The sequence below is a fragment of the Pseudomonas sp. IT-P171 genome (genome assembly GCF_949767765.1).
GTDB lineage: Bacteria > Pseudomonadota > Gammaproteobacteria > Pseudomonadales > Pseudomonadaceae > Aquipseudomonas > Aquipseudomonas fluorescens_B.
Window position 1 is genome coordinate 61,197 of sequence record NZ_CATKQN010000001.1, and the last position, 24,114, is coordinate 85,310.

The following is a 24,114-nucleotide window of genomic DNA, read 5'->3' on the forward strand; positions in this document are numbered from 1 at the left end:
AACAGCATGTACAACTTGCCCTGAACCGACGGCTTATACACTCCAACTAACAATGTAAAACTTCAGAGCTCCTATTACTCAATACAACAAGTCGACATCCATTCAACCGCTTCCCTTTCAAACTTTGAAACGATCCGACTATTAGCAGGCCGAACAGGCTGACACCGATAAAGCACGTCCCCGCAATGAAACGGTCACCACGGACAGATCGCAAGGATGATGGCATTTTGTAAACTTTTTTTCGACGACCCGGTCGATAGCAGGCAAGCTCTGTAAGCAGTTGTTTCGGGCGAGAAGCCTTTGGCTGATTTACACTGCATTACCAACCTCATCTGTAACAAGGAAATAACCTATGGGCGTGATAAGTGAGTTCAAGGCCTTCGCGGTCAAAGGCAACGTGGTCGACATGGCCGTCGGGATCATCATAGGCGCCGCTTTCGGCAAGATCGTTTCGTCTTTTGTCGGCGATGTGGTCATGCCGCCAATCGGCCTGCTGATCGGTGGGGTGGACTTCAGTGACCTGGCCATTACGCTCAAGGCTGCCAACGGGGACATTCCCGCGGTGGTGCTGGCGTACGGTAAATTCATTCAGAGCATGATCGACTTCATCATCGTCGCGTTCGCGATCTTCATGGGCGTCAAAGCCATCAACCGCTTGAAGCGCGAAGAGGCCGTTGCGCCCACCCTGCCGCCTGTTCCGACCAAGGAAGAAGAGCTGCTGGGTGAGATCCGCGATCTGCTGAAGGCCCAGAACAATCGGCCTGAATGATCTGATGCACGCAAAAACGGCGCCTTCGTGGCGCCGTTTTTTTACCAGTAGTTTTCCACTGCCACCTGCCCGGGGCGTCGGCTGAGGCTCAAGTGCATGTCGCGCTGTTTCAGCAGTTTTCGCGTTTCATCGATCATCTGTGGGTTACCACAAAGCATGACCCGCGAATGCTCGGCCGACAGCGCCACACCCGCTACCCGTTCAAGTTCGCCATTGTCGATCAGCGTTGTGATCCTGCCATTCAAGGCACCCGGATGCTCCTCGCGCGTGACAGTGGCGATAAATTGCAGCTTGTGTGCGTACTCGGCCAGATAGTCACGTTGCGCCAACCCCGAGATCAGCTCCTGATAAGCCAGCTCCCTGGCTTCACGCACGCTGTAGACCAGGATGATTCTTTCGAATTTCTCCCAGACTTCGAAGTCCTGCAGGATTGACAAAAACGGCGCCACGCCGGTGCCTGTGGATAGCAACCAGAGATCACGTCCGTCAGCAAAACGGTCAAGCGTCAGGTAACCAAAGGCCTGACGGTCAACCAGCAGGGTATCGCCCTCGCCCAACCGACTCAGCTCACTGGTGAATTCGCCGCCCGGCACCACAATGGAAAAGAACTCGAGGAATTCGTCATAGGGTGAAGAGACCATGGAATAAGCACGCCATACGGTGCTGCCATCGGCCTTGGTGACCCCTAGCCGGGCGAACTGTCCGGCACGAAAGCGAAAGCCTGGATCCCGAGTCGTGCGTAGAGTGAACAGGTTCGGGGTCAACGGCTGGACGTCGAGCAGGGTCTGGCGTGTGAATTTTTCTGCGCTGGCGGTCATGGGGCGCTCCATTGAACAGGTGGCTCCAGTGTCCCGCAAAACATGCGAATTAAACACGGACGATTTGTGGTGACTTTAATGCGCATTATCAAAACCCCCTATCACCGAAAACAACAACTTTACGGACTATTCGGTTAATTCGGACGATTCAAATTAAGGCTGTCATTCAATATTTCTTCCTATGTAAATCGACATTTATTAGAACCAGATATTTAGTTTTTAACTTGTTTACAAAGCCAAAAAATCTCACCATGCATGTAGGAATCATCCTACACTCGTTGGGTGCTGGATCTCGGATCCAATTTGCACCCCAGAGAACATTGGATAATGGAGATACAAGATGGAGCGATGGAAGGAATCACAACTCAATCAACTGTCGAAAACAACGGATATAGAAAACGCCTATCGGATCGCCCTTGGATTTGCGAAAAACATCGGGTTTAAATTTTTTGCCTTTTCAACTACTTATCAAACGAATAACAACCAGTTCAATACCGTACGACACAACAACTATCCGGCCGACTGGAATCAGGAATATGAACGAAAGAATCTGAGATCAATCGATCCGGTAGTAGCCCATTGCAATCACTCCATGCTGCCCATTCTGTGGAGCGAAAACCTTTTCTCTAACGTTCCTTCACTGTGGGAGGCCCTTGTAGCGCAAGGTTTGGAGCATGGCTGGTCACAATCATTTCACGACGAAAAGAGTGGTTTGTGCAGCATTCTGAGCCTGGCCAGGAGCCACTCTCCAATCACCGCATTGGAGGTGTATGAAAATTTTGGCTTCTCAATGCTCATGTCCAGTCATCTCCATGAGTTGATCGCACGATCGTTGCCCCAAAAAACGGCAAAACCGGCAACCCCGCATCTCTCACCACGCGAAATCGCCGTATTGGAACTGGCAGCAACGGGCAAGACAGCAGAGCAAAGCGCCAGGATTCTTAACCTCAGTGCCCGTACCGTCCATTTCCACACGCAAAGCTGCATCGAGAAACTCGGGGTCTGCAACAAGATTTCGGCAATCATTGCCGCCATCAAGGCCGGTTACCTGGACAGCACTTCGATCCGTTGAGGATCAAAACCTGCGAGTAATCCAAAAGAAAAAAACGTACCATCTGCGACGCCTCCAGAGTGTTGACGTGTGAACCTTCACGACGCAGTACGCTCGGAGCCTCGCCCGCTACAACGCCCCTGGGCCGCGGGAAACCCGTTGATTACCCAGAGCCCCGCCCCATGCCTTTGCTCGAAACACCCTTCGCCCGCCTCGACCTTATCCGTCAGCCCGAACAGCAGAACGAACCGCTGCAAGCGTTTGATGCCGCCGACGAATACCTGCTCAATCATCTGGCCGAACAGCAACCGACCGCGAACACTCGCGTGCTGGTGCTCAATGACAGCTTCGGCGCATTGGCCGCCAGCCTGGCAGGCAAGGTTCAGGTAACCACCAGCGGCGATTCGTTCCTGGCCTTCCAGGGGCTGGAAAAGAATCTGATCCGCAACGGCCAGGCATTTGATGCCGTGCCGAGTGTACCTGCCAGCGAAGCAGTCACCGGCCCGTTTGACCGGGTGCTGATCCGGGTACCGAAAACCCTGGCTCTGCTGGAGGAGCAACTGATCCGCCTGCAAAACCAGCTGGCACCCGGCGCCCAAGTGATTGCCGGCGCCATGATCAAGCATCTGCCGCGCGCCGCCGGGGATTTGCTGGAGCGCTACATTGGTCCGGTGCAAGCATCATTGGCGGTGAAAAAGGCTCGACTGTTGATCGCTACGGCTGAAGCCAAAGCGCCCGCGACATCCCCCTACCCGACCCGCTATCGTCTCGACACGCCGTCCATCGAGCTGCTCAACCACGCCAACGTATTTTGCCGCGAGGGCCTGGACATCGGCACGCGGGCGTTTCTCCCGCACTTGCCGACGAACCTTGGCCCGGCGCGGGTCGCCGACCTCGGTTGCGGCAACGGTGTACTGGCCATCGCCAGTGCCCTGCAAAATCCCGAAGCGCACTACACGCTGGTGGACGAGTCCTTCATGGCTGTGCAATCGGCTGCCGAAAACTGGCGCGCAGCGCTGGGTGATCGGGACGTGATCGTGCGTCCCGGAGATGGTTTGGCCGGGCAGGAACCACAATCGCTGGACGTGGTGCTATGCAACCCGCCGTTTCATCAGCAGCAAGTGGTGGGGGACTTTCTGGCCTGGCGGATGTTCCAGCAAACCCGGGAAGCGCTGGTGGTGGGCGGTGCACTGTATATCGTCGGCAATCGTCATCTGGGTTATCACAGCAAGCTGGCGCGGTTGTTCCGTGGTGTTGAACAAGTGGCAGCCACGCCGAAATTCGTGATTCTTAAAGCCCGAAAGTAATTCCGGGCAAAAAAAACCCTCCAGTGCAGGAGGGTTGTAAATCCGTGCCGCAAGGCATCGGTATGGGATCTTGCGAATCAGTGCGTCGACAGGCCTGCGGCATTCATGAACATGCGCATCAGGCTCGCGACGATGAAGAGCGCCACTACGCTGCCGGTCCAGATCATCACCAGCCAGCCGAGACGCTGCCACAGCGGTTTTTTCTCTGCTGCTTCGATTTCCTGCAAGGAATGTTTGCCAGCCATCATCGTGATCTCCTCTGAAATGGCGCGGGTTTCAACCCTGCGCCATTACGGTGTGCGCTAGTGGTAGCCGTCTTCGTGGGTGACCTTGCCGCGGAACACGTAGTAGCTCCAGAAGGTGTAACCCAGGATAAACGGGATGATGAACAACGTTCCCACCAGCATGAAACCCTGACTCTGCGGCGGTGCGGCGGCGTCCCAGATCGAGATCGACGGTGGCACGATGTTCGGCCACAGGCTGATACCCAGACCGCTGTAGCCGAGGAAGATCAGCACCAGTGTCAGCAGGAACGGCGTGTAGTTCGCATTGCGGGCCACGGCGCGAATAAGGCCGTACATGGTCACCAGCACCAGAATCGGCACCGGCAGGAACCAGAACAGATTCGGCAACGTGAACCAGCGCGCGGAGATCTCGGGGTGCGCCAGCGGCGTCCAGATGCTGACGATGCCGATCACAGCCAACACCACAAAGGCCAGTGGCCGCGCCAGGTCATGCATCTGTTCCTGCAACTTGCCTTCGGTTTTCATGATCAGCCAGGTGCAACCGAGCAGCGCATAAGCCACCACCAGTGCGACGCCGCAGAACATCGTAAAGGGCGTCAACCAGTCCAGTGAACCACCGGCGAACTGACGGTTGACCACCGGCAATCCATCAATGAACGCCCCCAGAGCCACGCCCTGGAAGAACGTCGCGGCGATCGAACCACCGATGAACGCTTTATCCCAAAGGTGACGCTTGTCGTCCTTGGCCTTGAAGCGGAACTCGAACGCCACGCCGCGGAAGATCAGCCCGATCAACATGAAAATCAGCGGCAGGTACAGCGCCGAGAGCACCACTGAATACGCCAGTGGAAAGGCGCCGAACAACGCTGCACCACCCAGAACCAGCCAGGTTTCATTGCCGTCCCACACCGGTGCGACGGTGTTCATCATCACGTCACGGTCGGTCTTGCCCGGGATGAACGGAAAGAGAATCCCGATCCCCAGGTCGAAACCGTCCATGACCACGTACATCATGATGCCGAAGATGATGATCACGGCCCAGATCAGCGGAAGATCAATACCCATGACTCAAATCTCCTTTTGCAGGCTGGGGTCGTGGTCGGCATCGACGGAATCGTCGGCAGCGGACAGCGGACGGGCCGGCGTACGTTTCTTGCCTGGACCGCCCTCGGGCGTTTCCGCGCCTTCGCCGATCTTCGGACCTTTGCGCACCAGACGCATCATGTAGCCCAAACCTGCGCCGAACAGCGCGAAATAGACTACGACGAACAGGATCAGCGTGATGCTCATCTGCAGGAAGCTGTGATTGGACGACGCGTCTGCCGTGCGCATCAAACCGTAGACGACCCACGGCTGGCGGCCGATTTCAGTGGTAAACCAGCCGGCGAGTATCGCGATCAGGCCGGATGGCCCCATCCACAACGCCAGGTACAGGAACGGTCGCGAGGTGTACAACCTGTCGCGCTTGCGCAGCCACAGGCTCCACAAACCGGTGAAGATCATCAACATGCCCAGGCCGACCATGATCCGGAACGACCAGAACACGATGGTCGAATTCGGCCGGTCTTCAGGCGGGAACTCCTTGAGCGCCGGCACCTGCTTGTCCAGCGAGTGGGTGAGGATCAGGCTGCCCAGGTACGGGATTTCAACGGCAAATCTGGTCTTCTCGGCTTTCATGTCCGGCCAGCCGAACAGGATCAGCGGAGTCGGTTCATCGCCGTGGTTTTCCCAGTGGCCTTCGATCGCCGCGATTTTCGCCGGCTGGTGCTCCAACGTGTTGAGACCGTGGAAGTCACCAATGACCGCTTGAATCGGTGCCACGATCAGAGCCATCCACATGGCCATCGAGAGCATGGTGCGGATCGCCGGGTTGTCCTTGCCGCGCAGTAAATGCCAGGCCGCCGATGAACCGACGAAGAACGCCGTCGCCACGAATGCGGCCGTGGCCATGTGCATCAGGCGGTACGGGAACGACGGATTGAAGATCACCGCCAGCCAGTCGGTTGGAATCACCTGGCCGTTGATGATTTCGTAGCCCTGCGGGGTCTGCATCCAACTGTTGGAAGCGAGAATCCAGAAGGTCGAGATCAGCGTGCCGATGGCGACCATGACCGTGGCGAAAAAGTGCAGGTTGCGCCCGACCTTGTTCCAGCCGAACAGCATCACCCCAAGGAATCCGGCCTCGAGGAAGAAGGCCGTCAGTACTTCGTACGTCAGCAACGGCCCGGTCACGGAACCGGCGAAGTCCGAGAATCGGCTCCAGTTGGTGCCGAACTGATAGGCCATGACCAGCCCGGAGACCACCCCCATGCCGAAGTTGACGGCAAAAATCTTCGACCAGAAGTGGTACAGGTCGCGGTAGGTGTCGTTATGGGTTTTCAGCCACAGGCCTTCGAGCACCGCCAGGTAACTCGCCAGGCCAATGGTGATGGCCGGGAACAGGATGTGGAACGAGATGGTGAACGCGAACTGAATTCGGGCGAGATCAAGCGCCTCCAAACCGAACATAAGTCTTCCTCTGTCAGGTAATACCGGCTGAAGGCTTGCGGCCTGCACCCACTGCCCCCACGGATATGGAGTGTGGCGAATTTGAATTCGTTCTTCTTTTAGCAACATCACACGCAGGGAATCTGGCCATCTGGCCGCCGGATCAATTCCAGAAAGGTTTTGATCTGGATCAAGCATCGCTGAAAGAGTAGTCCGGTTTTTGACGATGGACGGTGTGGTCTTTTGCCGCGTGACAGGTTGCCTCATAGCCCACGCAGTCAGTCGCAGCACATTTCCTGTGGGAATCTGCGGTGAGGCGATTTATCCCCGTTGGCCTGCGAAGCAGTCGTCAACCCTTTACACGCGGTGGGTCTTTGAAATGCCGGGGCTGCTTCGCAGCCCAACGGGGATAAATCCCCTCGCCACAAAATCCCCTCACCATGGGTGGGATATCAGCGCTTTCGGGATCGGTGTCTAGCTAACTGAATTTCCCGCCTCTGCAACTTCTGGTTACAGGTTGGTGATAATCTCGGCCTTCACCTCGCTCAAGACCTGCCTCAGATGCCCAGCCAAGCGCCCTTGCTGTTACGTCATCATCGCCCTTTCATCGCGTTCTGGCTGGCTCGGGTGTTTACCGCCAGCGGCTTTCAGATGCTCACTGTCGCCATCGGCTGGAACCTGTATCAGCTGACCGGCAACGTGCTGGATCTGGGCCTGGTCGGCCTGGTGGAATTTGCCCCGCGGGTGCTGTTCATGTTGCACACCGGGCATGTCGCCGATCGCTATGACCGCCGTAAAGTCGCGGCCATCTGTCAGTCATTGCAGGCATTGATTGCGCTGACGCTGGCGATTGGCGGCGCTACCGGCCACGTCACCCGGGAAATGATCTTCATCCTGGCATTTCTGCTCGGCGCCGCTCGCTCCTTCGAGATGCCGACCACCCAGGCGCTATTGCCGAGCATCGTTCCCGCTGCGCTGTTCCCCCGCGCCGTCGCCGCTGCACAGTCGGCGCAACAATCGGCAACCATCGTCGCCCCGGCCTTGGGTGGTTTGTTGTATGCCTTCGGCAGCGTCTGGGTCTACGGGCCGACCGTGATCCTTTATGTGATCGCCTGCCTGTTGATGCTCAACCTGCCCGCCCGGCAAACGCCGCTGAACAAAGGCAAGGCGACTTTGGATTCGCTGTTGGCAGGCATCCGTTTCATTCGCAGCCGTCCGGACATTCTCGGTGCGATTTCCCTCGATCTGTTTGCCGTTCTGTTGGGTGGCGCGACGGCATTGCTGCCGGTGTTCGCCAAGGACATTCTGCTGACCGGGCCATGGGGGCTGGGCCTGCTGCGTTCCGCTCCAGCAGTCGGTGCGTTGCTGATGTCGCTTTGGCTGGCGCGCTTCTCGGTGGATCGCAAGGTCGGTCGGGTGATGTTTACCGCGGTGGGTGTATTTGGCGTCGCGACCATCGCGTTTGGCCTGTCGACCTCGTTCTGGTTCTCGCTGGCCGTGCTGGTGGTGTTGGGCGCGGCAGACATGATCAGCATGGTGATCCGCGCGTCCTTTGTGCAACTGGAAACACCGGATGAAATGCGTGGCCGGGTCAGCGCCGTCAACGGCCTGTTCATCGGCGCCTCGAATCAGTTGGGCGAGTTCGAGTCCGGCCTCACCGCCCACTGGTTTGGCACCGTGCCGGCGGTGGTCATGGGTGGCATCGGCACGCTGGTGGTGACGGGAGTGTGGATCAAGCTGTTCCCGACGCTGGCCAACCGTGATCGCATGCATGTGCCGGTGGAAGAAGCCAGGGTTTGACACCGTTTAAACGACCAACTCCCCCGCCACCGTCAGCCGAGTCGCCTTGCCGCAAAGTTGCTCCACCAGCGTCAGGGCGAACGCCAAAGCGCCCCCTGAACCTTGGGCGGTAACGCAGTTGCCATCGACTACCACCGGTTGATCAACGAAGTTGCAGCCAGACAGTTGATGACTGGCCGAAGGCAGGCAGGTCATCCGCCGCTGACGCAGGACGCCAAAAGCCTGGAGTGCCACGGCCGGGGATTCGGCGATGGCGGCGAACAGACGACCTGCCGCCGCCTGATCCTTGATCAATTGTTGCAAGGGTTGATGGGCGGCCAGATGCTGCGCACCGACGGCACCGCCGGGCAGTACGATCAAATCAAACGGCTGGGCCAGCAAATCCACCAGCATCGCATCGGCCGTCACTCGGGTACCGCGGGCACAGGTGAGCATGCGGCGCCCCTCGATGCTGGCCACCACCACTTCGACCTTGGCGCGGCGCAGCACATCGATCAATGTCACGGTTTGCAGGTCATCGATGCCCTCGGCGAGGGTAATCAGAGCTCTAAAGGTCATGGGCGCAGTCCACAAGATGATCTTTAAAGCGTAGTCAGCTTTCCTGACCCTTGTTCGAGCGGGCCGTTACTTGATGTAAAGCTGCGTCGACATCGTGTTGCCCGGCGCGTTGATGGACGTGTTGCTGAAGGTGAAGGTGCCTTCCTGTTTGCCGGCCAGATCGAAGACATACAGGTAGCCGACAGTTTTTCTGCCGACGGTGCACTCGGTCAGGTTGCCGTTATCAAACGCACACACCGGGGTCCGGGTGCCGTTCACTTCAAAACCGTCCAGCCCGACTTGCGCGCGACGACCGTAGCCGACTTCGAGCACGTAAACCTTGATGTTCGGTCCAGTGTGATCGCAGCCCGTTTTCACTTGCCCCGGCGAAATGCTCTCAAAACCGCACGCCGGCGATTCGACCTTGAGCACCTGGACCTGGCTCAACGGTGCCGCCGAAGCAGCCCAAGCGCTTTGCGCCCCCAGCAACAAGGCAATCAATGCTCCAAATACGGCAACCAGACGCTTTTTCATGCAATCCCCATGTCCCCCAAAATCCAGCGCGCAGTATGGCGCACTTGGCTTTAACGCAAAACATCGACGACGATCACAGCCATAAGCAGCCACAGCCCCACGCTGCTGGTATGATGCGCGGCTTTTTCCGACCGACAGAAAATTACCAGGCGCCTGCAGCGGTCTGTGCTTTGCTGTTGAGGTCGATACATTCACGGCGCCGGGCGCGCCACGGGGAGCAGACATGCTGGAAAGGCTGTTTCAACTCAAGGCACACAACACCAACGTGCGGACCGAGATTCTAGCGGGCGTCACGACTTTCCTGGCCATGGCCTACATTCTGTTCGTCAACCCGAGCATCCTCGGCGAGACCGGCATGGACAAGGGCGCGGTGTTTGTCGCGACCTGCCTGGCCGCCGCCATCGGCTCCACGACGATGGGCCTGATCGCCAACTACCCGATCGCCCTCGCACCGGGTATGGGCCTGAACGCCTTCTTTACCTACACCGTGGTCCTGCACATGGGCCATACCTGGCAAGTGGCGCTGGGGGCGGTGTTCATCTCGGCCGTGTGCTTCTTCCTGCTGTCGATCTTCCGCATCCGTGAGTGGATCATCAACAGCATTCCGCTGCCGCTGCGGTCGGCGATCGCCGCCGGTATCGGCCTGTTCCTGGCGCTGATTGCCTTGCACAACGCCGGCATCGTTGTCAGCAATCCGGCAACCATGGTCGGCCTTGGTGACCTGAAACAACCGGCGCCCATCCTCGCAACGCTTGGCTTCGCCCTGATCGTTGCCCTCGAAGCACTGGCCGTACGCGGTGCGGTGCTGATCGGGATTCTGGTCGTGACCATCGCCTCGATTGCCCTGGGCTTCACGCCGTTTGGCGGCGTGGTGTCGATGCCGCCTTCGCTGGCGCCGACTTTCCTGCAACTGGACATCAAGGGTGCACTGGACATCGGCCTGGTCAGCGTGATCTTCGCCTTCCTGTTCGTCGACCTGTTCGACAACTCCGGCACCCTGATTGGCGTCGCCAAACGCGCCGGCCTGATGGGCAAGGACGGCCACATGCCGAAAATGGGCCGCGCCCTGATCGCCGACAGCACCGCGGCCATGGCCGGTTCGTTGCTGGGTACGTCGACGACCACCAGCTACATCGAATCCGCTGCCGGCGTGAGTGCCGGTGGCCGCACCGGTCTGACGGCCGTTGTGGTGGCGATTCTGTTCCTGTTGGCGCTGTTCTTCTCGCCGCTGGCCGCCAGCGTTCCGGCGTTTGCCACCGCACCGGCACTGCTGTTCGTCGCAGTACTGATGACTTCCGGCCTGGCCGAAATAGACTGGGACGACATCACCGTTGCCGCACCGGTCGTGGTCACTGCGCTGGCCATGCCGTTCACTTACTCCATCGCCAACGGCATCGCCTTCGGTTTCATTTCCTGGACCGCGATCAAGCTGCTGTCCGGTCGCGGCCGTGAGCTGAACCCGGCGCTGGTGATTCTGTCGATTCTGTTCGTGATCAAGTTGGGTTGGTTCAACGCATGACTTTTGATTCCCAGGCTTACACCGTTCAGCTCGAAGAAAAGGTCTCGCGCCTGCGCGACCTGCTGGCCCCGTTCGATGCACCCGAACCGGCCGTGTTCGATTCGCCGCTGAAAAACTTCCGCCTGCGTGCCGAATTCCGCCTGTGGCGTGAAGGCGGCGAGCGTCACTACGCGATGTTTTCCCAGGAAGACAAACGCACGCCGATCCTGATCGAAGAGTTCCCCATTGCCAGCCTGCGCATCAATGAGCTGATGCCGCAGCTCAAGGCCGCGTGGAAAGCCAGTGCCGCCCTGAGCCACAAGCTGTTTCAGGTGGAATTCCTGACCACGCTGGCCGGCGATGCGATGATTACCCTGTGCTATCACCGCCCGCTGGATGAACACTGGCACGCGGCGGCCACGAAACTGGCGGCAGACCTGAACGTCAGCGTGATCGGCCGCTCGAAAGGCAAACGCGAAGTGATCGGCCATGATTACGTGGTCGAGAAACTGGAAGTCGGCGGCCGCACCTTCAGCTACCGTCAGCCGGAAGGTGCGTTCACTCAGCCCAACGGCACCGTGAACCAGAAAATGCTCAACTGGGCTTACGACGCCCTCGGTGATCGTCCGGACGATTTGCTGGAACTGTATTGCGGCAACGGCAACTTCACCCTGCCGCTCGCGACCCGCGTGCGTAAAGTGCTGGCCACCGAAATCAGCAAGACTTCGGTCAACGCGGCGTTGAGCAACCTCAGCGAAAACGCCGTGGAAAACGTCACGCTGGTGCGCCTGTCCGCCGAAGAGCTGACCGAAGCCCTGAACGAGGTCCGCCCGTTCCGGCGCCTGCAGGGTATCGACCTCAAGAGCTATGAATTCGGCAGCGTCTTCGTCGACCCGCCTCGCGCCGGCATGGACCCGGACACCTGCGAGCTGACCCGGCGCTTCGACAATATCCTGTACATTTCCTGCAACCCGGAAACCCTGGCGGCCAACATCGCCCAACTGCACGACACCCACCGCATTACTCAATGCGCGATGTTCGACCAGTTCCCGTGGACCCACCACATGGAATCCGGGGTGTTGTTGACCCGGCGTTGATTGCATTCGTCCGATACAAAACAGCCGTCAGTACGACGGCTTTTTTGTGCGTGCTCAAACGGGGACATCCGGTTTGCGCGGACGCCCGCCCTTGCGACCATTAGCCCGCGCAGCCTCAGCCTTGGCGGCGCTGCTTTGGCGACCATTGCGCGACGCGATGACCGAAGCGGCCATGTCCATCAGTGGCTTGCTCGCGGAGATCATCCCGGCGATGGACACATGCAGATCCTTGCCCTCATGGCATAGGGCGGTGCCGGAAAAGCCGACTTTCAGGTCTGCGAAATCCTCGACCTCGAAACTGTCGAATTCCGGATAGTGCTCAACGGGCAGCAGCACGCCACTGCCATCAATGAAACTGACGGCCAGACACGGTTCCAGAAAGGTCACGGCAGTCGCCTGCAAACCGCTTTTGTGGCGCACTTGCCCTCGCCGGACGGCTTCATCCAACACGGCCTCACTGACGGGCCGATCGGCCAGTATTCCTGCCTCTATCGTTTTCATAGTTCTATCTCCACGCCCTCCGAAGCGCCAAACAGCGCCAGCAAGGTCCTGTTCGTCTCGGGCTCATAGCTAGCCGAGCAAATCATGTCAGTCGTACTCGCAATCCTTTTCACCACCAGGACTTCGCTGGTCCGCCAGTCCCATATCTGATGATCGAGGCACACCGTGCGCAGCTTTTCCCACCAGATCGTGCGAGCGCGACGCAAGTGGGCAGGTTGTCTGAGTGCTTGACGCAGGCCTTCCAGCACGGCGATGGGTGGCCGGTTGGAATGAGGCACCACATCCCACAGCTCGACACTGTTGTGCCAAAAGCTGAATTTGAAGCGTGCGCTCCAGGCTCCGGCGTCCACATGCGCGTGCGGCGGACAGTGCTCATCGCGCAACATGATCACCATTGAAAGCCCTTGGTAGCTGAACAATTTCATACTAACCCATCCGTTAGGTTATTGAGCCTCATGACTCACCATTCCTTGATCAATCCGATAACCGGTGCTGACCTTCATTCAGTCCCCGCACTTCAGGCTAGCGCTTGACGTCGCCACGGGAGCGGTAATCAGGGGCAAAAATGGTAAGCAATCCTTTCACCAATTTGATAAACACTGTTTACGGCCCTTCATTTGATCCCCGGTGTAATCAATCATGCAGCGAACATTCGACGATCTTCAGCTCGGCAGCATTGAGCTGTTTTGCCTCGCCGCCGAAGCAGGCAGCTTTACCGCCGCGGCCCTGGTGGCTGGCGTAACGCCCGCAGCAGTAAGCCGTTCGGTGTCGCGCATGGAGGAGCGGCTGGGCGTTCGGTTGTTCGCGCGCACCACTCGCAGCGTCAAACTGACTGATAGCGGGCGCCGGTATTACGAAGAATGTCGTCAGGCGCTGGCGCAATTGGTCGAGGCCCAACGCGAAGTGATGGGCCAGCAGCAGGAGCCTTCCGGCACCTTGCGCATCAGCATTCCCACAACGTATGCCCACCACCGGATCCTGCCGTTGCTGCCGGCGTTTCGGGAGCGCTTTCCGCAGGTCAAAGTCGAATCGCACATCAGCAACCGCAACATCGATTTCGTCGGCGAAGGCTATGACCTGGCCATCCGCGTACGGGCGATTCCGGATTCCGGGCTGATTGCCCGGCAGCTTGAGGACGCGGAACTGGTGATGATTGCCAGTCCTGATTACCTGAAGCGCGCGGGCACTCCGCAAACCCTGGACGACCTCAAACAGCACGAATGCATCCAGTACGACTTGCCCAGCAGCGGTCGGCGGATTGCCTGGTTGTTCAACGACCATGGCGAGCAACGCGAGATTCAGGCCGAGGGCAATTTCAGCTGTTCCGACGATGTATTAGGCGGCGTGACGCTTGCCAAACACGGTGCGGGGCTTTTCCAGACCTATCGTTTCATCGTCGAACACGAACTGGCCGAGGGGTCGCTGGTGGAACTCCTCAAGCCTTATGGCGGACGCTCGCGGCCGTTCACCCTGCTCTATCCACAAAGCCGTCATGTGCCACTTCGGCTGCGGGCGTTTATCGATTTTCTGGTTGAGCATATGCCGCGCTAAAAGATCGCAGCCTTCGGCAGCGCCGACAGTGGAATGCGTTTTCCTGTAGGAGCTGCCCAGGCTGCAATCTTTGCAATTGTCCGATCACCGCACACAAAAGCCCGGTTCGCCACCCCTTCAATTGACCAAATTAACCATTTAGTACAATTTATCTCCACAGGCTGGAGCATCAGTCCATGCCAACAATAATAAGTGGAGAGACCCCGATGAACCCTATCGTTCTGGTGCTCAACGGCCCGAACCTCAACCTGCTGGGCACCCGTGAACCGGCGACTTACGGTCACGAAACCCTGGCGGACATCTCAGCGTTGTGCGGCCGTGCCGCCGAAGAATTCGGCCTGGCAGTCGAGTTTCGCCAGACCAACCATGAAGGCGAATTGCTCGACTGGATTCACGCCGCCCGCGGCCGTTGCGCCGGGATTGTCATCAACCCGGCCGCCTGGACCCACACCTCGGTTGCCCTTCGCGATGCCCTGGTCGCCTGCGAACTGCCGGTGATCGAAGTCCACCTGTCGAACGTCCACGCCCGCGAACCTTTTCGCCACCACTCCTTCGTGTCGGCCATTGCCACCGCGGTGATGGCCGGTTTCGGCAGCCACGGCTATCGCCTGGCGCTTGAACATTTCAGCCTGCGCTTGAAGGGGTGAACGTCGTGACTCAGAACAACGCTGTACTGGCCGGGCTGATCGGCGCCGGCATTCAGGCGTCCCGTACTCCCGCGCTGCATGAGCATGAAGGCGACGCCCAGGGTTTGCGTTATCTCTACCGCCTGATCGACCTCGACCAGCTCAATCTCGACAGCAGTGCCCTGCCCGACTTGCTGATGGCGGCCGAGCGGATGAATTTCACCGGTCTGAACATTACCTTTCCGTGCAAGCAGGCGATCATCCCTTTGCTCGACGAATTGTCGCCGGAAGCGCGCGGCATCGGTGCGGTGAACACGGTGGTGTTGAAAGATGGTAAACGCATCGGCCACAACACCGACTGCCTGGGCTTTGCCGAAGGTTTTCGGCGTGGTCTGCAGGGCGTTGCCGTTGACCGTGTCGTCCAGATGGGCGCCGGAGGGGCCGGTGCAGCGGTGGCCCACGCGTTATTGAGCGAAGGCGTACAACTGCTGAGCATTTTCGATGTGGACAACAGTCGCGCTCAGGCGCTGGCGAACAACCTTAATCAGCATTTCGGCGCGGGCCGCGCGGTGGCGGGTCATGATCTGCCAAGCACGCTGGCGCAGGCCGACGGATTGGTCAACACCACGCCCATGGGCATGAAAAAACTGCCGGGCATGCCGGTGCCGGCGGCGTTGCTTCGCAAACAGTTGTGGGTGGCGGAGATCGTTTATTTTCCGTTGGAAACCGAACTGCTGCGCAACGCCCGCGCCCTGGGTTGCCGGACGCTGGATGGCGGCAACATGGCGGTGTTTCAGGCGGTGAAGGCGTTTGAATTGTTCAGCGGCGTGGTGCCGGATGCGCAGCGGATGCTGGCGCATTTTCAAAGCATGAATGGTTGAAGTTTCAGGCTGAACCGTATTCTGTGACGAGGGTGCTTTTTCCCGCCGGGCGGCAATGCCGCCCCAACATATCGGCTATTTTGTGAGTGCTACGCACTCAAGCGGGAGCAAGCTCCCTCCCCACAAAAGCCCCCTGAAACTCATCACAAATCAAGCCTGAAGGTATCGCAACACCGAATCGCAAATCATCTCCCGATGACGCTGCTTGATACTTTCGTCCGCCAGCTCGATCTGAAAAATCTCCCCGAACGTATTGCGATTCGACACGCGATAGAAGCAGAACGAACTGATCAGCAAATGCACATCCAACGGATCAAGCCCCGCCCGGAACACACCGTCTTCAGCCCCGCGACGCAAAATCACACCCAGTGAATCAAGAATGGTGTTGTTCATCGCCTTGATCGCATCGGAACGCTTCACGAATTCCGCGTTGTGGATGTTCTCGATACTGACGATGCGCACGAAATCGACATTGCGATCATGGTGATCGAAGGTGAACTCCACCAACCGCCGAATCGCTTCCACCGGCGCCAGTTCGGCCAGGTGCAGGCGGTTTTCGGTGCTGCGGATATCGCCGTAGAGTTTCTCAAGCACCTCGATGTAGAGCTGTTCCTTACTGCCGAAGTAGTAATAGATCATGCGTTTGGAGGTGTGAATGCGCTCGGCGATCGCATCGACGCGAGCACCGGAAAGCCCCTGCTGGACGAACTCGACAATAGCTTCTTGCAGAATGTTCTCGCGGGTCTTTTCCGGGTTGTTCTTGCGACTCTTGCGCGGCTCGACCAGGGGCTCGTCGGGCGCTACGGAGAGTTCTGAAATTATTGTCATTGTGGGCTCACGGCCATCACTGCACAGGCTGGCAATTATGAGCCGCGCTGCACAGTGAAGGAAGCCGCGCGGCAGCGGTTTAACCTCGCGTTTACCAAATTCCTACAACTTGGCCTGACGAATGGCGCCGCTGCGGGATTTGGCCATGGCTGCCAGTCGCACCGCCACGTTGGCCGCGCCGTAACCGGCGTAACCATTCTTGCGCTGGATGATTTCAAAGAAAAACCGCCCTTCGAACGGCTCCGTATAAACGTGAAACAGCTCGCCACCCTGGGCATCACGGTCGTAAAGCACGTTGTAATAGGCGAGCTCGCTGAGGAACTCATCATCGAAATCGAACCGCGCAGCCAGGTCGTCGTAATAATTAAGCGGGATATCCAGCAGCGGAACCCCCGCCTCCTTGGCGCGGCTGACTTCGGCAAAGATATCGTCGCAATCAAACGCAATGTGATGCACGCCAGAGCCGCGATAACTCGACAGTGCGTGTGAGATCGCGGTGTTGCGGTTCTCGGAAATGTTCAGCGGCAAGCGGATCGAACTGTCGCGACTGCGCAGTGCCCGGCTCTTCACCAGACCATAAGGGTCCGGCAACACCACTTCGTCGTCGGCTTCGAAATCCAGCAGGCTCTTATAGAACAGCACCCAACTGTCGAGGCTGTCGGCCGGCAACGCCATGGCCATGTGGTCGATGCGCTTGAGGCCACCACTGGCCACGGCGGCCGGTTGCAGATTGAAGTCGGTGCCATAGACGTCGGCGTCCCGGTCCACCAGATAAATCAGGCTGCCATCCGGCGCACGTACCGCCGCCAGCTCCAGCTCATTGGGGCCGACCAGTCCGCGATAAGGTTGACCTTTGTAAGCCACCGCCCGGGCCAGCGCGCTGGCGCTGTCCTTGACCCGCACCGCAGTGGCGCACAGCGACGGGCCATGCGCTTCGAAAAAGCTGTGGGCAAATGAGTAAGGCTCGGAATTGAGAATCAGGTTGATGTCGCCCTGACGCAGCAGGCTCACGCTTTTGGAGCGGTGCTGACCGGCCTTGACGAAGCCCAGTCGCTCCAGCCAATGAGAAAGCTTGGCGCCAAGGCTTTCGTCCACGGCGAATTCGAGAAACTCGATGCCGTTGTATTCGCTGGCTTTAGGCGTCTCGAACAGAATCTCCGGATTGGCCGCTGGCTTGGCTTCCTGCGCCAGTCGTTCGCGGGTTTTCTCTTCCAGGTACAACAACGAACGCAAACCGTCGGCGGCGTTGGCTCGCGGCGGCGCGGCGCGGAAGCCGTCGTTGAATATTTCCAGCGACAACGGCCCGGTGTAGCCACTCTTGATGATCGGCGCGAGGAACCCCGGCAAATCGAATTCGCCCTGGCCCGGGAAGCAGCGGAAATGCCGGCTCCATTCCAGCACGTCCATGGCCAGGATCGGCGCGTCGGCCATTTGCACGAAGAAGATTTTGTCGCCAGGGATCTCAGCAATGGCCGTTGGATCGCCCTTGAGCGACAGCGTGTGGAAACTGTCCAGCAACACACCGAGGCTTGGGTGATCCGCCTGGCGAACGATGTTCCACACCTGCTGCCAAGTATTGACGTGGCGCCCCCAGGCCAACGCTTCGTAGCCGATGCGCAGGCCGCGCGCACCGGCGTGTTCGGCCAGCAGGCGCAAGTCGTCGACGAGGATCTGTTCATCACCGATGGCGTCGGCCGAGGCGTTGCTGCAGACCAGCACCAGGTCGGTGCCCAATTCCTGCATCAGGTCGAATTTGCGCTCGGCCCGTTCCAGGTTGCGTGGCAAGCGGTCGCGGCGGCAGCCTTCGAAATCGCGGAAGGGTTGAAACAGCGTGATGGCGATCCCGAGATCGGCGCACATCTGTTTAATTTCCCGAGGACTACCGTCGTAATAGAGCAGGTCGTTCTCGAAAATTTCCACCCCGTCGAAACCGGCGGCGGCAATGGCTTCGAGTTTTTCCGGCAGGGTACCGCTCAAGGACACGGTGGCAATGGAACGCTGCATGTTTCGACTCCCGGTGGAGGCTTCGGCTACAGGGAATTTGCGCCGCTTTTAAAAGAGTGAGTGAATTATTGAGCGGCCCCATACAATGAGCAATTCAAAGTGTACTACCCAGTTAGTTTTGCGTGCGATTATCGAACACAATGGCCTTTGGCGAATTGACGATTTTTCGTCCACTGCCCACCATCCACTACACATTGAGTCCGGTCACAACCAGCGGTCTCGGTGACCAAAGACTCAAAACACCACATAAAAATAATCGGTGGCCTACATGACTCCTTCCCAAAGCTCTCCCGTGGAGCGCTCCTCCACGACTCCTGCCGTCGGCGGTATCGGCGATAAAATCCGCGGCGCCATGGCCGTCGGCAAAACCCGTTGGGGCATGCTGGCGCTGGTGTTTTTCGCCACCACCCTGAACTACATCGACCGCGCCGCACTGGGCGTCATGCAGCCCATTCTCGCCAAGGAAATGAGCTGGACGGCGATGGACTACGCCAACATCAACTTCTGGTTCCAGGTCGGTTACGCCATCGGTTTCGTGCTGCAAGGCCGGTTGATCGACCGGGTCGGCGTGAAGCGTGTGTTCTTCTGCGCGGTGCTGCTCTGGAGCCTGGCGACCGGCGCCCATGGCCTGGCTACCTCGGCGGTCGGCTTCATGGTCTGCCGCTTTATCCTCGGGCTGACCGAAGCCGCCAACTACCCGGCCTGCGTGAAGACCACGCGGTTGTGGTTCCCGGCCGGCGAACGCGCCGTGGCCACCGGCATTTTCAACGCCGGCACCAACGTCGGTGCGATGTTCACGCCGATGCTGCTGCCGCTGATCCTGCATGTGTGGGGCTGGCAGGCTGCGTTCCTGTGCATGGCATCACTGGGCGGGATCTGGTTGCTGTTCTGGGGCTTGAAGTACTTCAACCCGGAAGATCACCCGAGCGTCAAACAGTCGGAGCTGGACTACATCCAGAAGGAAGTGGAACCGGAACAGGCCCGCGTACCGTTCTCGAGAATCCTGCGCATGCGTGGCACCTGGGCCTTCGCCCTCGCCTACTCGATAACGGCACCGGTGTTCTGGTTCTACCTGTACTGGCTGCCGCCCTTCCTTAATCAGCAATACAACCTGGGCATCAACGTGACCCAGATGGGTATCCCGCTGATCATCATCTACCTCACGGCCGACTTCGGCAGTGTCGGCGGCGGCATCCTGTCCTCGTTCCTGATCGGCCGTGGCATGAATCCGATCAAGGCGCGACTGATGTCCATGTTCCTGTTCGCCTGCTGCATCGTCGGCGTGATCATGGCCGCCGGTTCGAGCAGCCTGTGGGTGGCGGTGTTTGCGATTTCCCTGGCCATAGGTGCACACCAGGCCTGGACAGCGAACATCTGGAGCCTGGTGATGGACTACACGCCTAAACACATGATGAGTACGGTGTTCGGTTTCGGCGGCATGTGCGCCGCCATCGGCGGGATGTTCATGACCCAATTGGTCGGCCACATCCTGACCATCACGAACAACAACTACACCGTGCTGTTCACCATGATTCCGGCGATGTACTTCATCGCGCTGATCTGGATGTACTTCATGGCGCCGCGCAAGATTCCGACCGTTACTGAGTAAAGTTCGACGCAATACCCCCTGTGGGAGCGAGCCTTTGTGGCGAGGGGACTTGTCTCCTCGCCACAAAGGCTCGCTCCCACAGTTTGTTACCGTGATCCTCTACTTGCGGCTTTGCTGCCACGCCGCCGCCAACCCGCTGCAGCAAATCACCGCAATCCCGACCACCGTCGTGAGCGTCGGGGTGTGGGAAAACAGCAACCAGCCCAGCAACCCGGCAAACACAATCTGGCAGTACCCGAACGGCGCCAGCAACGCAGGCGCGGCGTGGCGGAAAGCCTGGGTCAGAAACAGATGCGCCGTCATCCCGCAGGCGCCTAACGCCACCATCATCACTCCATGCCCAATGCTCGGCACTTGCCAGAAAAAGGGCACCAATGCGCTCATCACCAGAGTGTTGCACAGGCCGGCAAAGAAGTTGCTGGTGGTCGGGCTGTCGATCTCACTGAGCTTGCGGGTGAGCAATTGATAGAAGCAGAAAAACAGCGCCGAGCAGAGCGGCAGCAGAACCGCTGGCGTGAACAGATCGCCACCGGGGTGGACGATGATCAACACACCGACAAATCCGCAGATCACCGCGATCCATTGGCCGCGGGTGACGCGCTCACGCAGCAGCGGCACCGACAGTGCAGTCACCAGAACCGGTGCGAGAAAGTTGACCGCCGTGGCTTCGGCCAACGGGATGTACTGCAAGCCGGTGGTGAAAAACAGACTGGTGCCCAGCAGACACAACGCCCTCATCAACTGCAGCGATGGCCGTTTAGTGCGTAGGACGCGCAGCCCGGATTGCGGCAGAAAAATCCCGGCCATCAACAAGGTGTGAACCACGTAACGGGCCCAGACCACCATGACAATCGGGTAGAACCCCGAAAGGTATTTCGACAAGGCATCGTGGCTGGAGAAAAGGAAGGTGGCGACGACGATCAGCAGAATCCCTTTGAAGGGTTGGTTTACGCCGGAGAGCGGGGTGCTGACGGTCATGGGTTGCCCTTGTGCCTCGCGAATTCAATTAAATTTAGAACCTGGTTCCAGATTCTTACATAGCCGCAGCGTAAAACCGGGCGAACAGCGCACACAATTTTCAGCAGCGCCGTTAATTGAAGAACTCAGACGCCAGGCTTGCTGCAGACAATTCCTCGGTAAATTTCAGCAACAACGGGGCCAACTCATGAAGTCGGGCTCCCGGCATCCGCGCGCTTGGGCCGGCAATGCTCAGTACGCCAATCACCCGCCCATCGGTGGGGTGCCGTACCACGGCCGCAATCGCTGAAGTGCCCACCGCCGAACTTTCCTCGACCCAGGCGTAGCCTTGCTCCCGCGCCAGCCGCAGCCGTTCCAGCAGTTCAATGTTGGACCGCGGTGCGTTCGGTCCCAGGTCTTTCGGCCGGTCGCCACCCTGGCGTTCCACCAGCGACAAGGCCTCGGCGTCGCTCATGCAGGCCAGCCACGCATGGCCCGAAGCCGTGTAGAACAACGGCGCATCACGCCCCATGTCCGGGTCGTAACGCAACCCGGAACGTGCGCCCTGGGATTTGGCGATCCAGATCTGCCGCTCACCTTCGATGAGCCCAAGACGCACCAGTTCCCCGGTTTCCTGGGCTAGACGATCCAGCACGGGCTGAACGATATCGGCGCCGCTGCCCGCCAGGTAACGAAAACCCATCGCAACCAGTTTGGTCGACAAGTGATACCGCTGGTTCTCCGGATTCTGCCGCACATAACCCAACCGAATCAGCTCCGCGAGCAAACGGTGGGTGGCGCTCTTAGGGATGTCCAGTTGCTCCGCGAGCATCTGCATAGGCAAACCGCGAGGGTCACGGGTGAGGCTTTCGAGCACATTGAAGACACGTTCGATCTGACTGCCGGCCATGGGAGGTTCCGAATTCGATTTGCCCTGATTCTAGAAGATGAACCGGGTAATGCGAAATCTGGAACCCGCGGCCCGAGCGACGCAGACACTCGACTGTTTGATAAAAACCCGCCCCCTGAGGGAATTCGATGGGTTATCCATGTTCCTACAGCCTGCAACCTACCGGCCAGCGAGTGAAAGACGGACGACCGGACTGGCGCCGCTCTCACTCACCAGCAACACTCATCCCCACGGACAATCAGAGGATTCCCACATGCTATGGAAAAAAGGCCGACGCAGCGACAACGTGGTCGATGCCCGTGGCGATGATGTCGGCGGTGGCGGCGGGATGCGCTTTGGTGGCGGCAAGGGCCTGAGCCTGACGGCGATCATCCTGATTGTCGGGATCGGCTGGATCACTGGCCAGGACCCGTTGCAGATCCTCGGGCAGCTGACCGGTCAAATGACCGAGCAATCGGCACCGGCCTCGACGCAAACCCGCAAGGCACCGCCGGCCAATGATGAAGGGGCGGAATTCGTACGCTCGATCCTCGGTGACACCGAAGACACCTGGGGCCAGATTTTTCAGCAGGCCGGTCGGCAGTACAAGAACCCGACCCTGGTGCTGTTCAGCAACCGGGTGAATTCGGCGTGCGGCCTGGCGACGTCGGCAACCGGTCCGTTCTATTGCCCGGCAGACCAGAAGGTCTATCTGGACATGGCGTTCTTCCAGGAGATGTCGCAACGCTTTTCCGCCGCGGGTGACTTCGCTCAGGCCTACGTGATCGCTCACGAAGTCGGACACCATGTTCAGACCTTGCTCGGTGTCTCGGCGAAAATTCAGACCGCCCGCCAGCAAGGCCGGCAAATGGAAGGCGACGGTGGTTTGCTGGTGCGTCAGGAACTGCAGGCGGATTGCCTGGCGGGTGTCTGGGCCAACAACGCGCAGCAGCGCCTGAACTGGCTGGAACCGGGCGACATCGAAGAAGCCTTGAATGCCGCCAACGCCATCGGCGACGACCGCTTGCAACAGCAAGGTCAGGGTCGCGTGGTGCCGGACTCGTTTACCCATGGCACGTCAGCGCAAAGGGTGCGCTGGTTCAAAACCGGATTTGCGCAAGGCCAGGTCGGCCAGTGCGATACCTTTGCGGCGAAAACCCTATAGATGAATAAGTGGCTGTTGGTTCTGTTGTTCACCTGTGCAAGTACCCAGGCTGCCGAGCAGGGGGTCAAGGAGATCAGCCCCGGACGGCTATTGTTGAACGAAGGTGAGATGGCGGTGGGCATCGGTCCGGCACCGGCGAAAATCGAACGCGTGCTGATCATCATCCATGGACGGTTGCGCAACGCCGAGACGTATCGCCAGAGTGCCGAGCGTGCGGCGGAGCAGGCCGGGCAAAGCGCGAATACGCTGGTGATTGCTCCGCAATTTCTCAATGAGACCGACGTGGCACTCCATCCAGTGGCCGACACCGTGTTGCGCTGGCAGGGCAATGACTGGATGGCCGGCGGTGTATCCACCGCTCCGTTTGCGCTGAGTTCCTACGCTGCTCTCGACCAGATCATCGCCCGGCTCGGTGATCGCCGACAGTTTCCAGACGTGAAAGATGTCGTCATCGCGGGCCACTCGGGCGGGGCCCAGGTGGTTCAGCGTTATGCGTTGTTGAGTCACGAGCAACCGGAGCTCAAGGCCGCTGGCGTGCACGTGCGTTATGTCGTCGCCAACCCGTCTTCTTATGCGTATTTAGACGAGCGACGGCCGGTGGCCTTCAGTCACGCCCGCTGCCCGGGCTTCCATCGCTGGAAGTACGGCTTGAGCGATCTGCCGGCTTATGCTGAAGGACAAACGCCCGCACAGCTGGAGGAAAACTACGTCCAGCGTGACATCGTTTATCTGCTGGGGCAGCAGGACACCGACCCGAATCACCCGGGGCTGGATAAAAGCTGTGAAGCCCAAGCCCAGGGTGCTTATCGATTGGCGCGCGGGCGCAGTTTTTTTGATTTTTTAAAGCGCAGCCATCCGAAAGGATTGAACCAGCAACTGATCGAGGTGCCTGGGGTTGGGCATAACGGGGACGGGATGTTTACGTCGCCGGAGGGGCAGAAAGCGTTGTTTCAGTAAAAA

General features: G+C 59.0%; 24 protein-coding genes. 12 read left to right on the top strand and 12 right to left on the bottom strand.

What is annotated here, in order from left to right; all coding sequences use genetic code 11:
- The first annotated feature begins 352 nt into the window (after nt 1–352).
- A complete protein-coding gene (mscL, locus tag ACM6I5_RS00290) occupies nt 353–769 on the top strand; it encodes a large-conductance mechanosensitive channel protein MscL (protein ID WP_017340883.1) in 417 nt (138 codons plus the stop codon).
- A gap of 41 nt (nt 770–810) precedes the next feature.
- On the opposite strand, the gene ACM6I5_RS00295 is transcribed toward mscL, so the two are convergent.
- Nucleotides 811–1,587, bottom strand: a complete 777-nt coding sequence (locus ACM6I5_RS00295; protein WP_414882979.1) for a ferredoxin--NADP reductase — start codon at nt 1,585–1,587, stop codon at nt 811–813.
- A 340-nt stretch (nt 1,588–1,927) separates the two neighbouring features.
- Between ACM6I5_RS00295 and ACM6I5_RS00300 the strand changes: the two genes are divergently transcribed.
- Nucleotides 1,928–2,659, top strand: coding sequence for a helix-turn-helix transcriptional regulator (locus ACM6I5_RS00300; RefSeq protein ID WP_017340885.1), 732 nt, complete (start codon nt 1,928–1,930; stop codon nt 2,657–2,659).
- 161 nt (nt 2,660–2,820) lie between these two features.
- On the top strand, nt 2,821–3,945 hold the full coding sequence (locus tag ACM6I5_RS00305) for a methyltransferase (RefSeq protein ID WP_414882980.1): 1,125 nt from the start codon (nt 2,821–2,823) through the stop codon (nt 3,943–3,945).
- A 77-nt stretch (nt 3,946–4,022) separates the two neighbouring features.
- Here the strand turns inward: ACM6I5_RS00305 and ACM6I5_RS00310 are convergent, their stop codons facing one another.
- Genes ACM6I5_RS00310 through ACM6I5_RS00320 form a run of 3 tightly spaced genes read right to left on the bottom strand, consistent with a single transcriptional unit; the run spans nt 4,023 to nt 6,698 of the window.
- Nucleotides 4,023–4,190, bottom strand: coding sequence for a DUF2474 domain-containing protein (locus ACM6I5_RS00310; RefSeq protein ID WP_080995174.1), 168 nt, complete (start codon nt 4,188–4,190; stop codon nt 4,023–4,025).
- Nucleotides 4,191–4,247: 57 nt separating this feature from the next.
- Nucleotides 4,248–5,255, bottom strand: a complete 1,008-nt coding sequence (gene cydB, locus ACM6I5_RS00315) for a cytochrome d ubiquinol oxidase subunit II (RefSeq protein WP_017340888.1) — start codon at nt 5,253–5,255, stop codon at nt 4,248–4,250.
- A gap of 3 nt (nt 5,256–5,258) precedes the next feature.
- Complete coding sequence (locus ACM6I5_RS00320) at nt 5,259–6,698, bottom strand: cytochrome ubiquinol oxidase subunit I (RefSeq protein WP_017340889.1); 1,440 nt, start codon at nt 6,696–6,698, stop codon at nt 5,259–5,261.
- Nucleotides 6,699–7,238: 540 nt separating this feature from the next.
- On the opposite strand from ACM6I5_RS00320, the gene ACM6I5_RS00325 reads away from it, so the two are divergent.
- Nucleotides 7,239–8,477, top strand: coding sequence for an MFS transporter (locus ACM6I5_RS00325; protein WP_017340890.1), 1,239 nt, complete (start codon nt 7,239–7,241; stop codon nt 8,475–8,477).
- Nucleotides 8,478–8,483: 6 nt separating this feature from the next.
- Here the strand turns inward: ACM6I5_RS00325 and ACM6I5_RS00330 are convergent, their stop codons facing one another.
- Nucleotides 8,484–9,035, bottom strand: a complete 552-nt coding sequence (locus tag ACM6I5_RS00330; protein ID WP_017340891.1) for a DJ-1 family glyoxalase III — start codon at nt 9,033–9,035, stop codon at nt 8,484–8,486.
- A 66-nt stretch (nt 9,036–9,101) separates the two neighbouring features.
- The gene (locus tag ACM6I5_RS00335; protein WP_017340892.1) at nt 9,102–9,548 is read right to left on the bottom strand and encodes a DUF4879 domain-containing protein; all 447 of its coding nucleotides are present in this window, start codon (nt 9,546–9,548) and stop codon (nt 9,102–9,104) included.
- Between the two features lie 223 nt (nt 9,549–9,771).
- Between ACM6I5_RS00335 and ACM6I5_RS00340 the strand changes: the two genes are divergently transcribed.
- Both ACM6I5_RS00340 and trmA read left to right on the top strand, forming a co-directional pair.
- The gene (locus tag ACM6I5_RS00340; protein ID WP_017340893.1) at nt 9,772–11,067 is read left to right on the top strand and encodes an NCS2 family permease; all 1,296 of its coding nucleotides are present in this window, start codon (nt 9,772–9,774) and stop codon (nt 11,065–11,067) included.
- On the top strand, nt 11,064–12,143 hold the full coding sequence (gene trmA / locus ACM6I5_RS00345; protein ID WP_414878332.1) for a tRNA (uridine(54)-C5)-methyltransferase TrmA: 1,080 nt from the start codon (nt 11,064–11,066) through the stop codon (nt 12,141–12,143). Before ACM6I5_RS00340 ends, trmA begins: the two co-directional genes overlap by 4 nt.
- A 54-nt stretch (nt 12,144–12,197) precedes the next feature.
- On the opposite strand, the gene ACM6I5_RS00350 is transcribed toward trmA, so the two are convergent.
- Nucleotides 12,198–12,644, bottom strand: coding sequence for a DUF2442 domain-containing protein (locus ACM6I5_RS00350; RefSeq protein ID WP_017340895.1), 447 nt, complete (start codon nt 12,642–12,644; stop codon nt 12,198–12,200).
- Nucleotides 12,641–13,069: a DUF4160 domain-containing protein gene (locus ACM6I5_RS00355; protein WP_414882981.1), complete on the bottom strand. Its 429-nt coding sequence runs from the start codon at nt 13,067–13,069 to the stop codon at nt 12,641–12,643. The genes ACM6I5_RS00350 and ACM6I5_RS00355 overlap by 4 nt, the downstream gene beginning before the upstream one ends.
- Before the next feature lie 214 nt (nt 13,070–13,283).
- Between ACM6I5_RS00355 and ACM6I5_RS00360 the strand changes: the two genes are divergently transcribed.
- From ACM6I5_RS00360 to ACM6I5_RS00370, 3 genes are all read left to right on the top strand, one after another.
- Nucleotides 13,284–14,195 (top strand): LysR family transcriptional regulator, encoded by a 912-nt coding sequence (locus ACM6I5_RS00360; protein WP_017340897.1) that lies wholly within the window; start codon nt 13,284–13,286, stop codon nt 14,193–14,195.
- A gap of 206 nt (nt 14,196–14,401) precedes the next feature.
- A complete protein-coding gene (gene aroQ, locus ACM6I5_RS00365) occupies nt 14,402–14,842 on the top strand; it encodes a type II 3-dehydroquinate dehydratase (protein WP_414882982.1) in 441 nt (146 codons plus the stop codon).
- Between the two features lie 5 nt (nt 14,843–14,847).
- A complete protein-coding gene (locus ACM6I5_RS00370; RefSeq protein ID WP_414882983.1) occupies nt 14,848–15,702 on the top strand; it encodes a shikimate dehydrogenase in 855 nt (284 codons plus the stop codon).
- A gap of 150 nt (nt 15,703–15,852) precedes the next feature.
- On the opposite strand, the gene ACM6I5_RS00375 is transcribed toward ACM6I5_RS00370, so the two are convergent.
- The gene (locus tag ACM6I5_RS00375) at nt 15,853–16,530 is read right to left on the bottom strand and encodes a TetR family transcriptional regulator (RefSeq protein ID WP_017340900.1); all 678 of its coding nucleotides are present in this window, start codon (nt 16,528–16,530) and stop codon (nt 15,853–15,855) included.
- 102 nt (nt 16,531–16,632) lie between these two features.
- The gene (quiC, locus tag ACM6I5_RS00380; protein ID WP_017340901.1) at nt 16,633–18,534 is read right to left on the bottom strand and encodes a 3-dehydroshikimate dehydratase QuiC; all 1,902 of its coding nucleotides are present in this window, start codon (nt 18,532–18,534) and stop codon (nt 16,633–16,635) included.
- 352 nt (nt 18,535–18,886) lie between these two features.
- Between quiC and ACM6I5_RS00385 the strand changes: the two genes are divergently transcribed.
- On the top strand, nt 18,887–20,143 hold the full coding sequence (locus tag ACM6I5_RS00385; RefSeq protein WP_238588327.1) for an MFS transporter: 1,257 nt from the start codon (nt 18,887–18,889) through the stop codon (nt 20,141–20,143).
- A 99-nt stretch (nt 20,144–20,242) separates the two neighbouring features.
- Here ACM6I5_RS00385 and ACM6I5_RS00390 read toward each other — a convergent pair whose 3' ends face one another.
- Nucleotides 20,243–21,121 (bottom strand): DMT family transporter, encoded by an 879-nt coding sequence (locus ACM6I5_RS00390; protein ID WP_017340903.1) that lies wholly within the window; start codon nt 21,119–21,121, stop codon nt 20,243–20,245.
- A 112-nt stretch (nt 21,122–21,233) separates the two neighbouring features.
- Complete coding sequence (locus ACM6I5_RS00395) at nt 21,234–22,010, bottom strand: IclR family transcriptional regulator (protein ID WP_017340904.1); 777 nt, start codon at nt 22,008–22,010, stop codon at nt 21,234–21,236.
- A gap of 253 nt (nt 22,011–22,263) precedes the next feature.
- Here ACM6I5_RS00395 and ACM6I5_RS00400 point away from each other — a divergent pair, with 253 nt between their 5' ends.
- Entirely contained in the window at nt 22,264–23,154 is an 891-nt protein-coding gene (locus ACM6I5_RS00400; RefSeq protein WP_414878108.1) for a neutral zinc metallopeptidase, read from the top strand.
- The gene (locus tag ACM6I5_RS00405) at nt 23,155–24,111 is read left to right on the top strand and encodes an alpha/beta hydrolase (protein ID WP_414882984.1); all 957 of its coding nucleotides are present in this window, start codon (nt 23,155–23,157) and stop codon (nt 24,109–24,111) included.
- The last annotated feature ends 3 nt before the right edge of the window (nt 24,112–24,114 follow it).

What these genes read in the sequence shown, in the direction of transcription:
- mscL (WP_017340883.1), top strand. Translation starts at nt 353, where the DNA reads ATGGGCGTGATAAGTGAGTTCAAGGCCTTCGCGGTCAAAGGCAACGTG.
- ACM6I5_RS00295 (WP_414882979.1), bottom strand. Translation starts at nt 1,587, where the DNA reads ATGACCGCCAGCGCAGAAAAATTCACACGCCAGACCCTGCTCGACGTC.
- ACM6I5_RS00300 (WP_017340885.1), top strand. Translation starts at nt 1,928, where the DNA reads ATGGAGCGATGGAAGGAATCACAACTCAATCAACTGTCGAAAACAACG.
- ACM6I5_RS00305 (WP_414882980.1), top strand. Translation starts at nt 2,821, where the DNA reads ATGCCTTTGCTCGAAACACCCTTCGCCCGCCTCGACCTTATCCGTCAG.
- ACM6I5_RS00310 (WP_080995174.1), bottom strand. Translation starts at nt 4,190, where the DNA reads ATGGCTGGCAAACATTCCTTGCAGGAAATCGAAGCAGCAGAGAAAAAA.
- cydB (WP_017340888.1), bottom strand. Translation starts at nt 5,255, where the DNA reads ATGGGTATTGATCTTCCGCTGATCTGGGCCGTGATCATCATCTTCGGC.
- ACM6I5_RS00320 (WP_017340889.1), bottom strand. Translation starts at nt 6,698, where the DNA reads ATGTTCGGTTTGGAGGCGCTTGATCTCGCCCGAATTCAGTTCGCGTTC.
- ACM6I5_RS00325 (WP_017340890.1), top strand. Translation starts at nt 7,239, where the DNA reads ATGCCCAGCCAAGCGCCCTTGCTGTTACGTCATCATCGCCCTTTCATC.
- ACM6I5_RS00330 (WP_017340891.1), bottom strand. Translation starts at nt 9,035, where the DNA reads ATGACCTTTAGAGCTCTGATTACCCTCGCCGAGGGCATCGATGACCTG.
- ACM6I5_RS00335 (WP_017340892.1), bottom strand. Translation starts at nt 9,548, where the DNA reads ATGAAAAAGCGTCTGGTTGCCGTATTTGGAGCATTGATTGCCTTGTTG.
- ACM6I5_RS00340 (WP_017340893.1), top strand. Translation starts at nt 9,772, where the DNA reads ATGCTGGAAAGGCTGTTTCAACTCAAGGCACACAACACCAACGTGCGG.
- trmA (WP_414878332.1), top strand. Translation starts at nt 11,064, where the DNA reads ATGACTTTTGATTCCCAGGCTTACACCGTTCAGCTCGAAGAAAAGGTC.
- ACM6I5_RS00350 (WP_017340895.1), bottom strand. Translation starts at nt 12,644, where the DNA reads ATGAAAACGATAGAGGCAGGAATACTGGCCGATCGGCCCGTCAGTGAG.
- ACM6I5_RS00355 (WP_414882981.1), bottom strand. Translation starts at nt 13,069, where the DNA reads ATGAAATTGTTCAGCTACCAAGGGCTTTCAATGGTGATCATGTTGCGC.
- ACM6I5_RS00360 (WP_017340897.1), top strand. Translation starts at nt 13,284, where the DNA reads ATGCAGCGAACATTCGACGATCTTCAGCTCGGCAGCATTGAGCTGTTT.
- aroQ (WP_414882982.1), top strand. Translation starts at nt 14,402, where the DNA reads ATGAACCCTATCGTTCTGGTGCTCAACGGCCCGAACCTCAACCTGCTG.
- ACM6I5_RS00375 (WP_017340900.1), bottom strand. Translation starts at nt 16,530, where the DNA reads ATGACAATAATTTCAGAACTCTCCGTAGCGCCCGACGAGCCCCTGGTC.
- quiC (WP_017340901.1), bottom strand. Translation starts at nt 18,534, where the DNA reads ATGCAGCGTTCCATTGCCACCGTGTCCTTGAGCGGTACCCTGCCGGAA.
- ACM6I5_RS00385 (WP_238588327.1), top strand. Translation starts at nt 18,887, where the DNA reads ATGGCCGTCGGCAAAACCCGTTGGGGCATGCTGGCGCTGGTGTTTTTC.
- ACM6I5_RS00390 (WP_017340903.1), bottom strand. Translation starts at nt 21,121, where the DNA reads ATGACCGTCAGCACCCCGCTCTCCGGCGTAAACCAACCCTTCAAAGGG.
- ACM6I5_RS00395 (WP_017340904.1), bottom strand. Translation starts at nt 22,010, where the DNA reads ATGGCCGGCAGTCAGATCGAACGTGTCTTCAATGTGCTCGAAAGCCTC.
- ACM6I5_RS00400 (WP_414878108.1), top strand. Translation starts at nt 22,264, where the DNA reads ATGCTATGGAAAAAAGGCCGACGCAGCGACAACGTGGTCGATGCCCGT.
- ACM6I5_RS00405 (WP_414882984.1), top strand. Translation starts at nt 23,155, where the DNA reads ATGAATAAGTGGCTGTTGGTTCTGTTGTTCACCTGTGCAAGTACCCAG.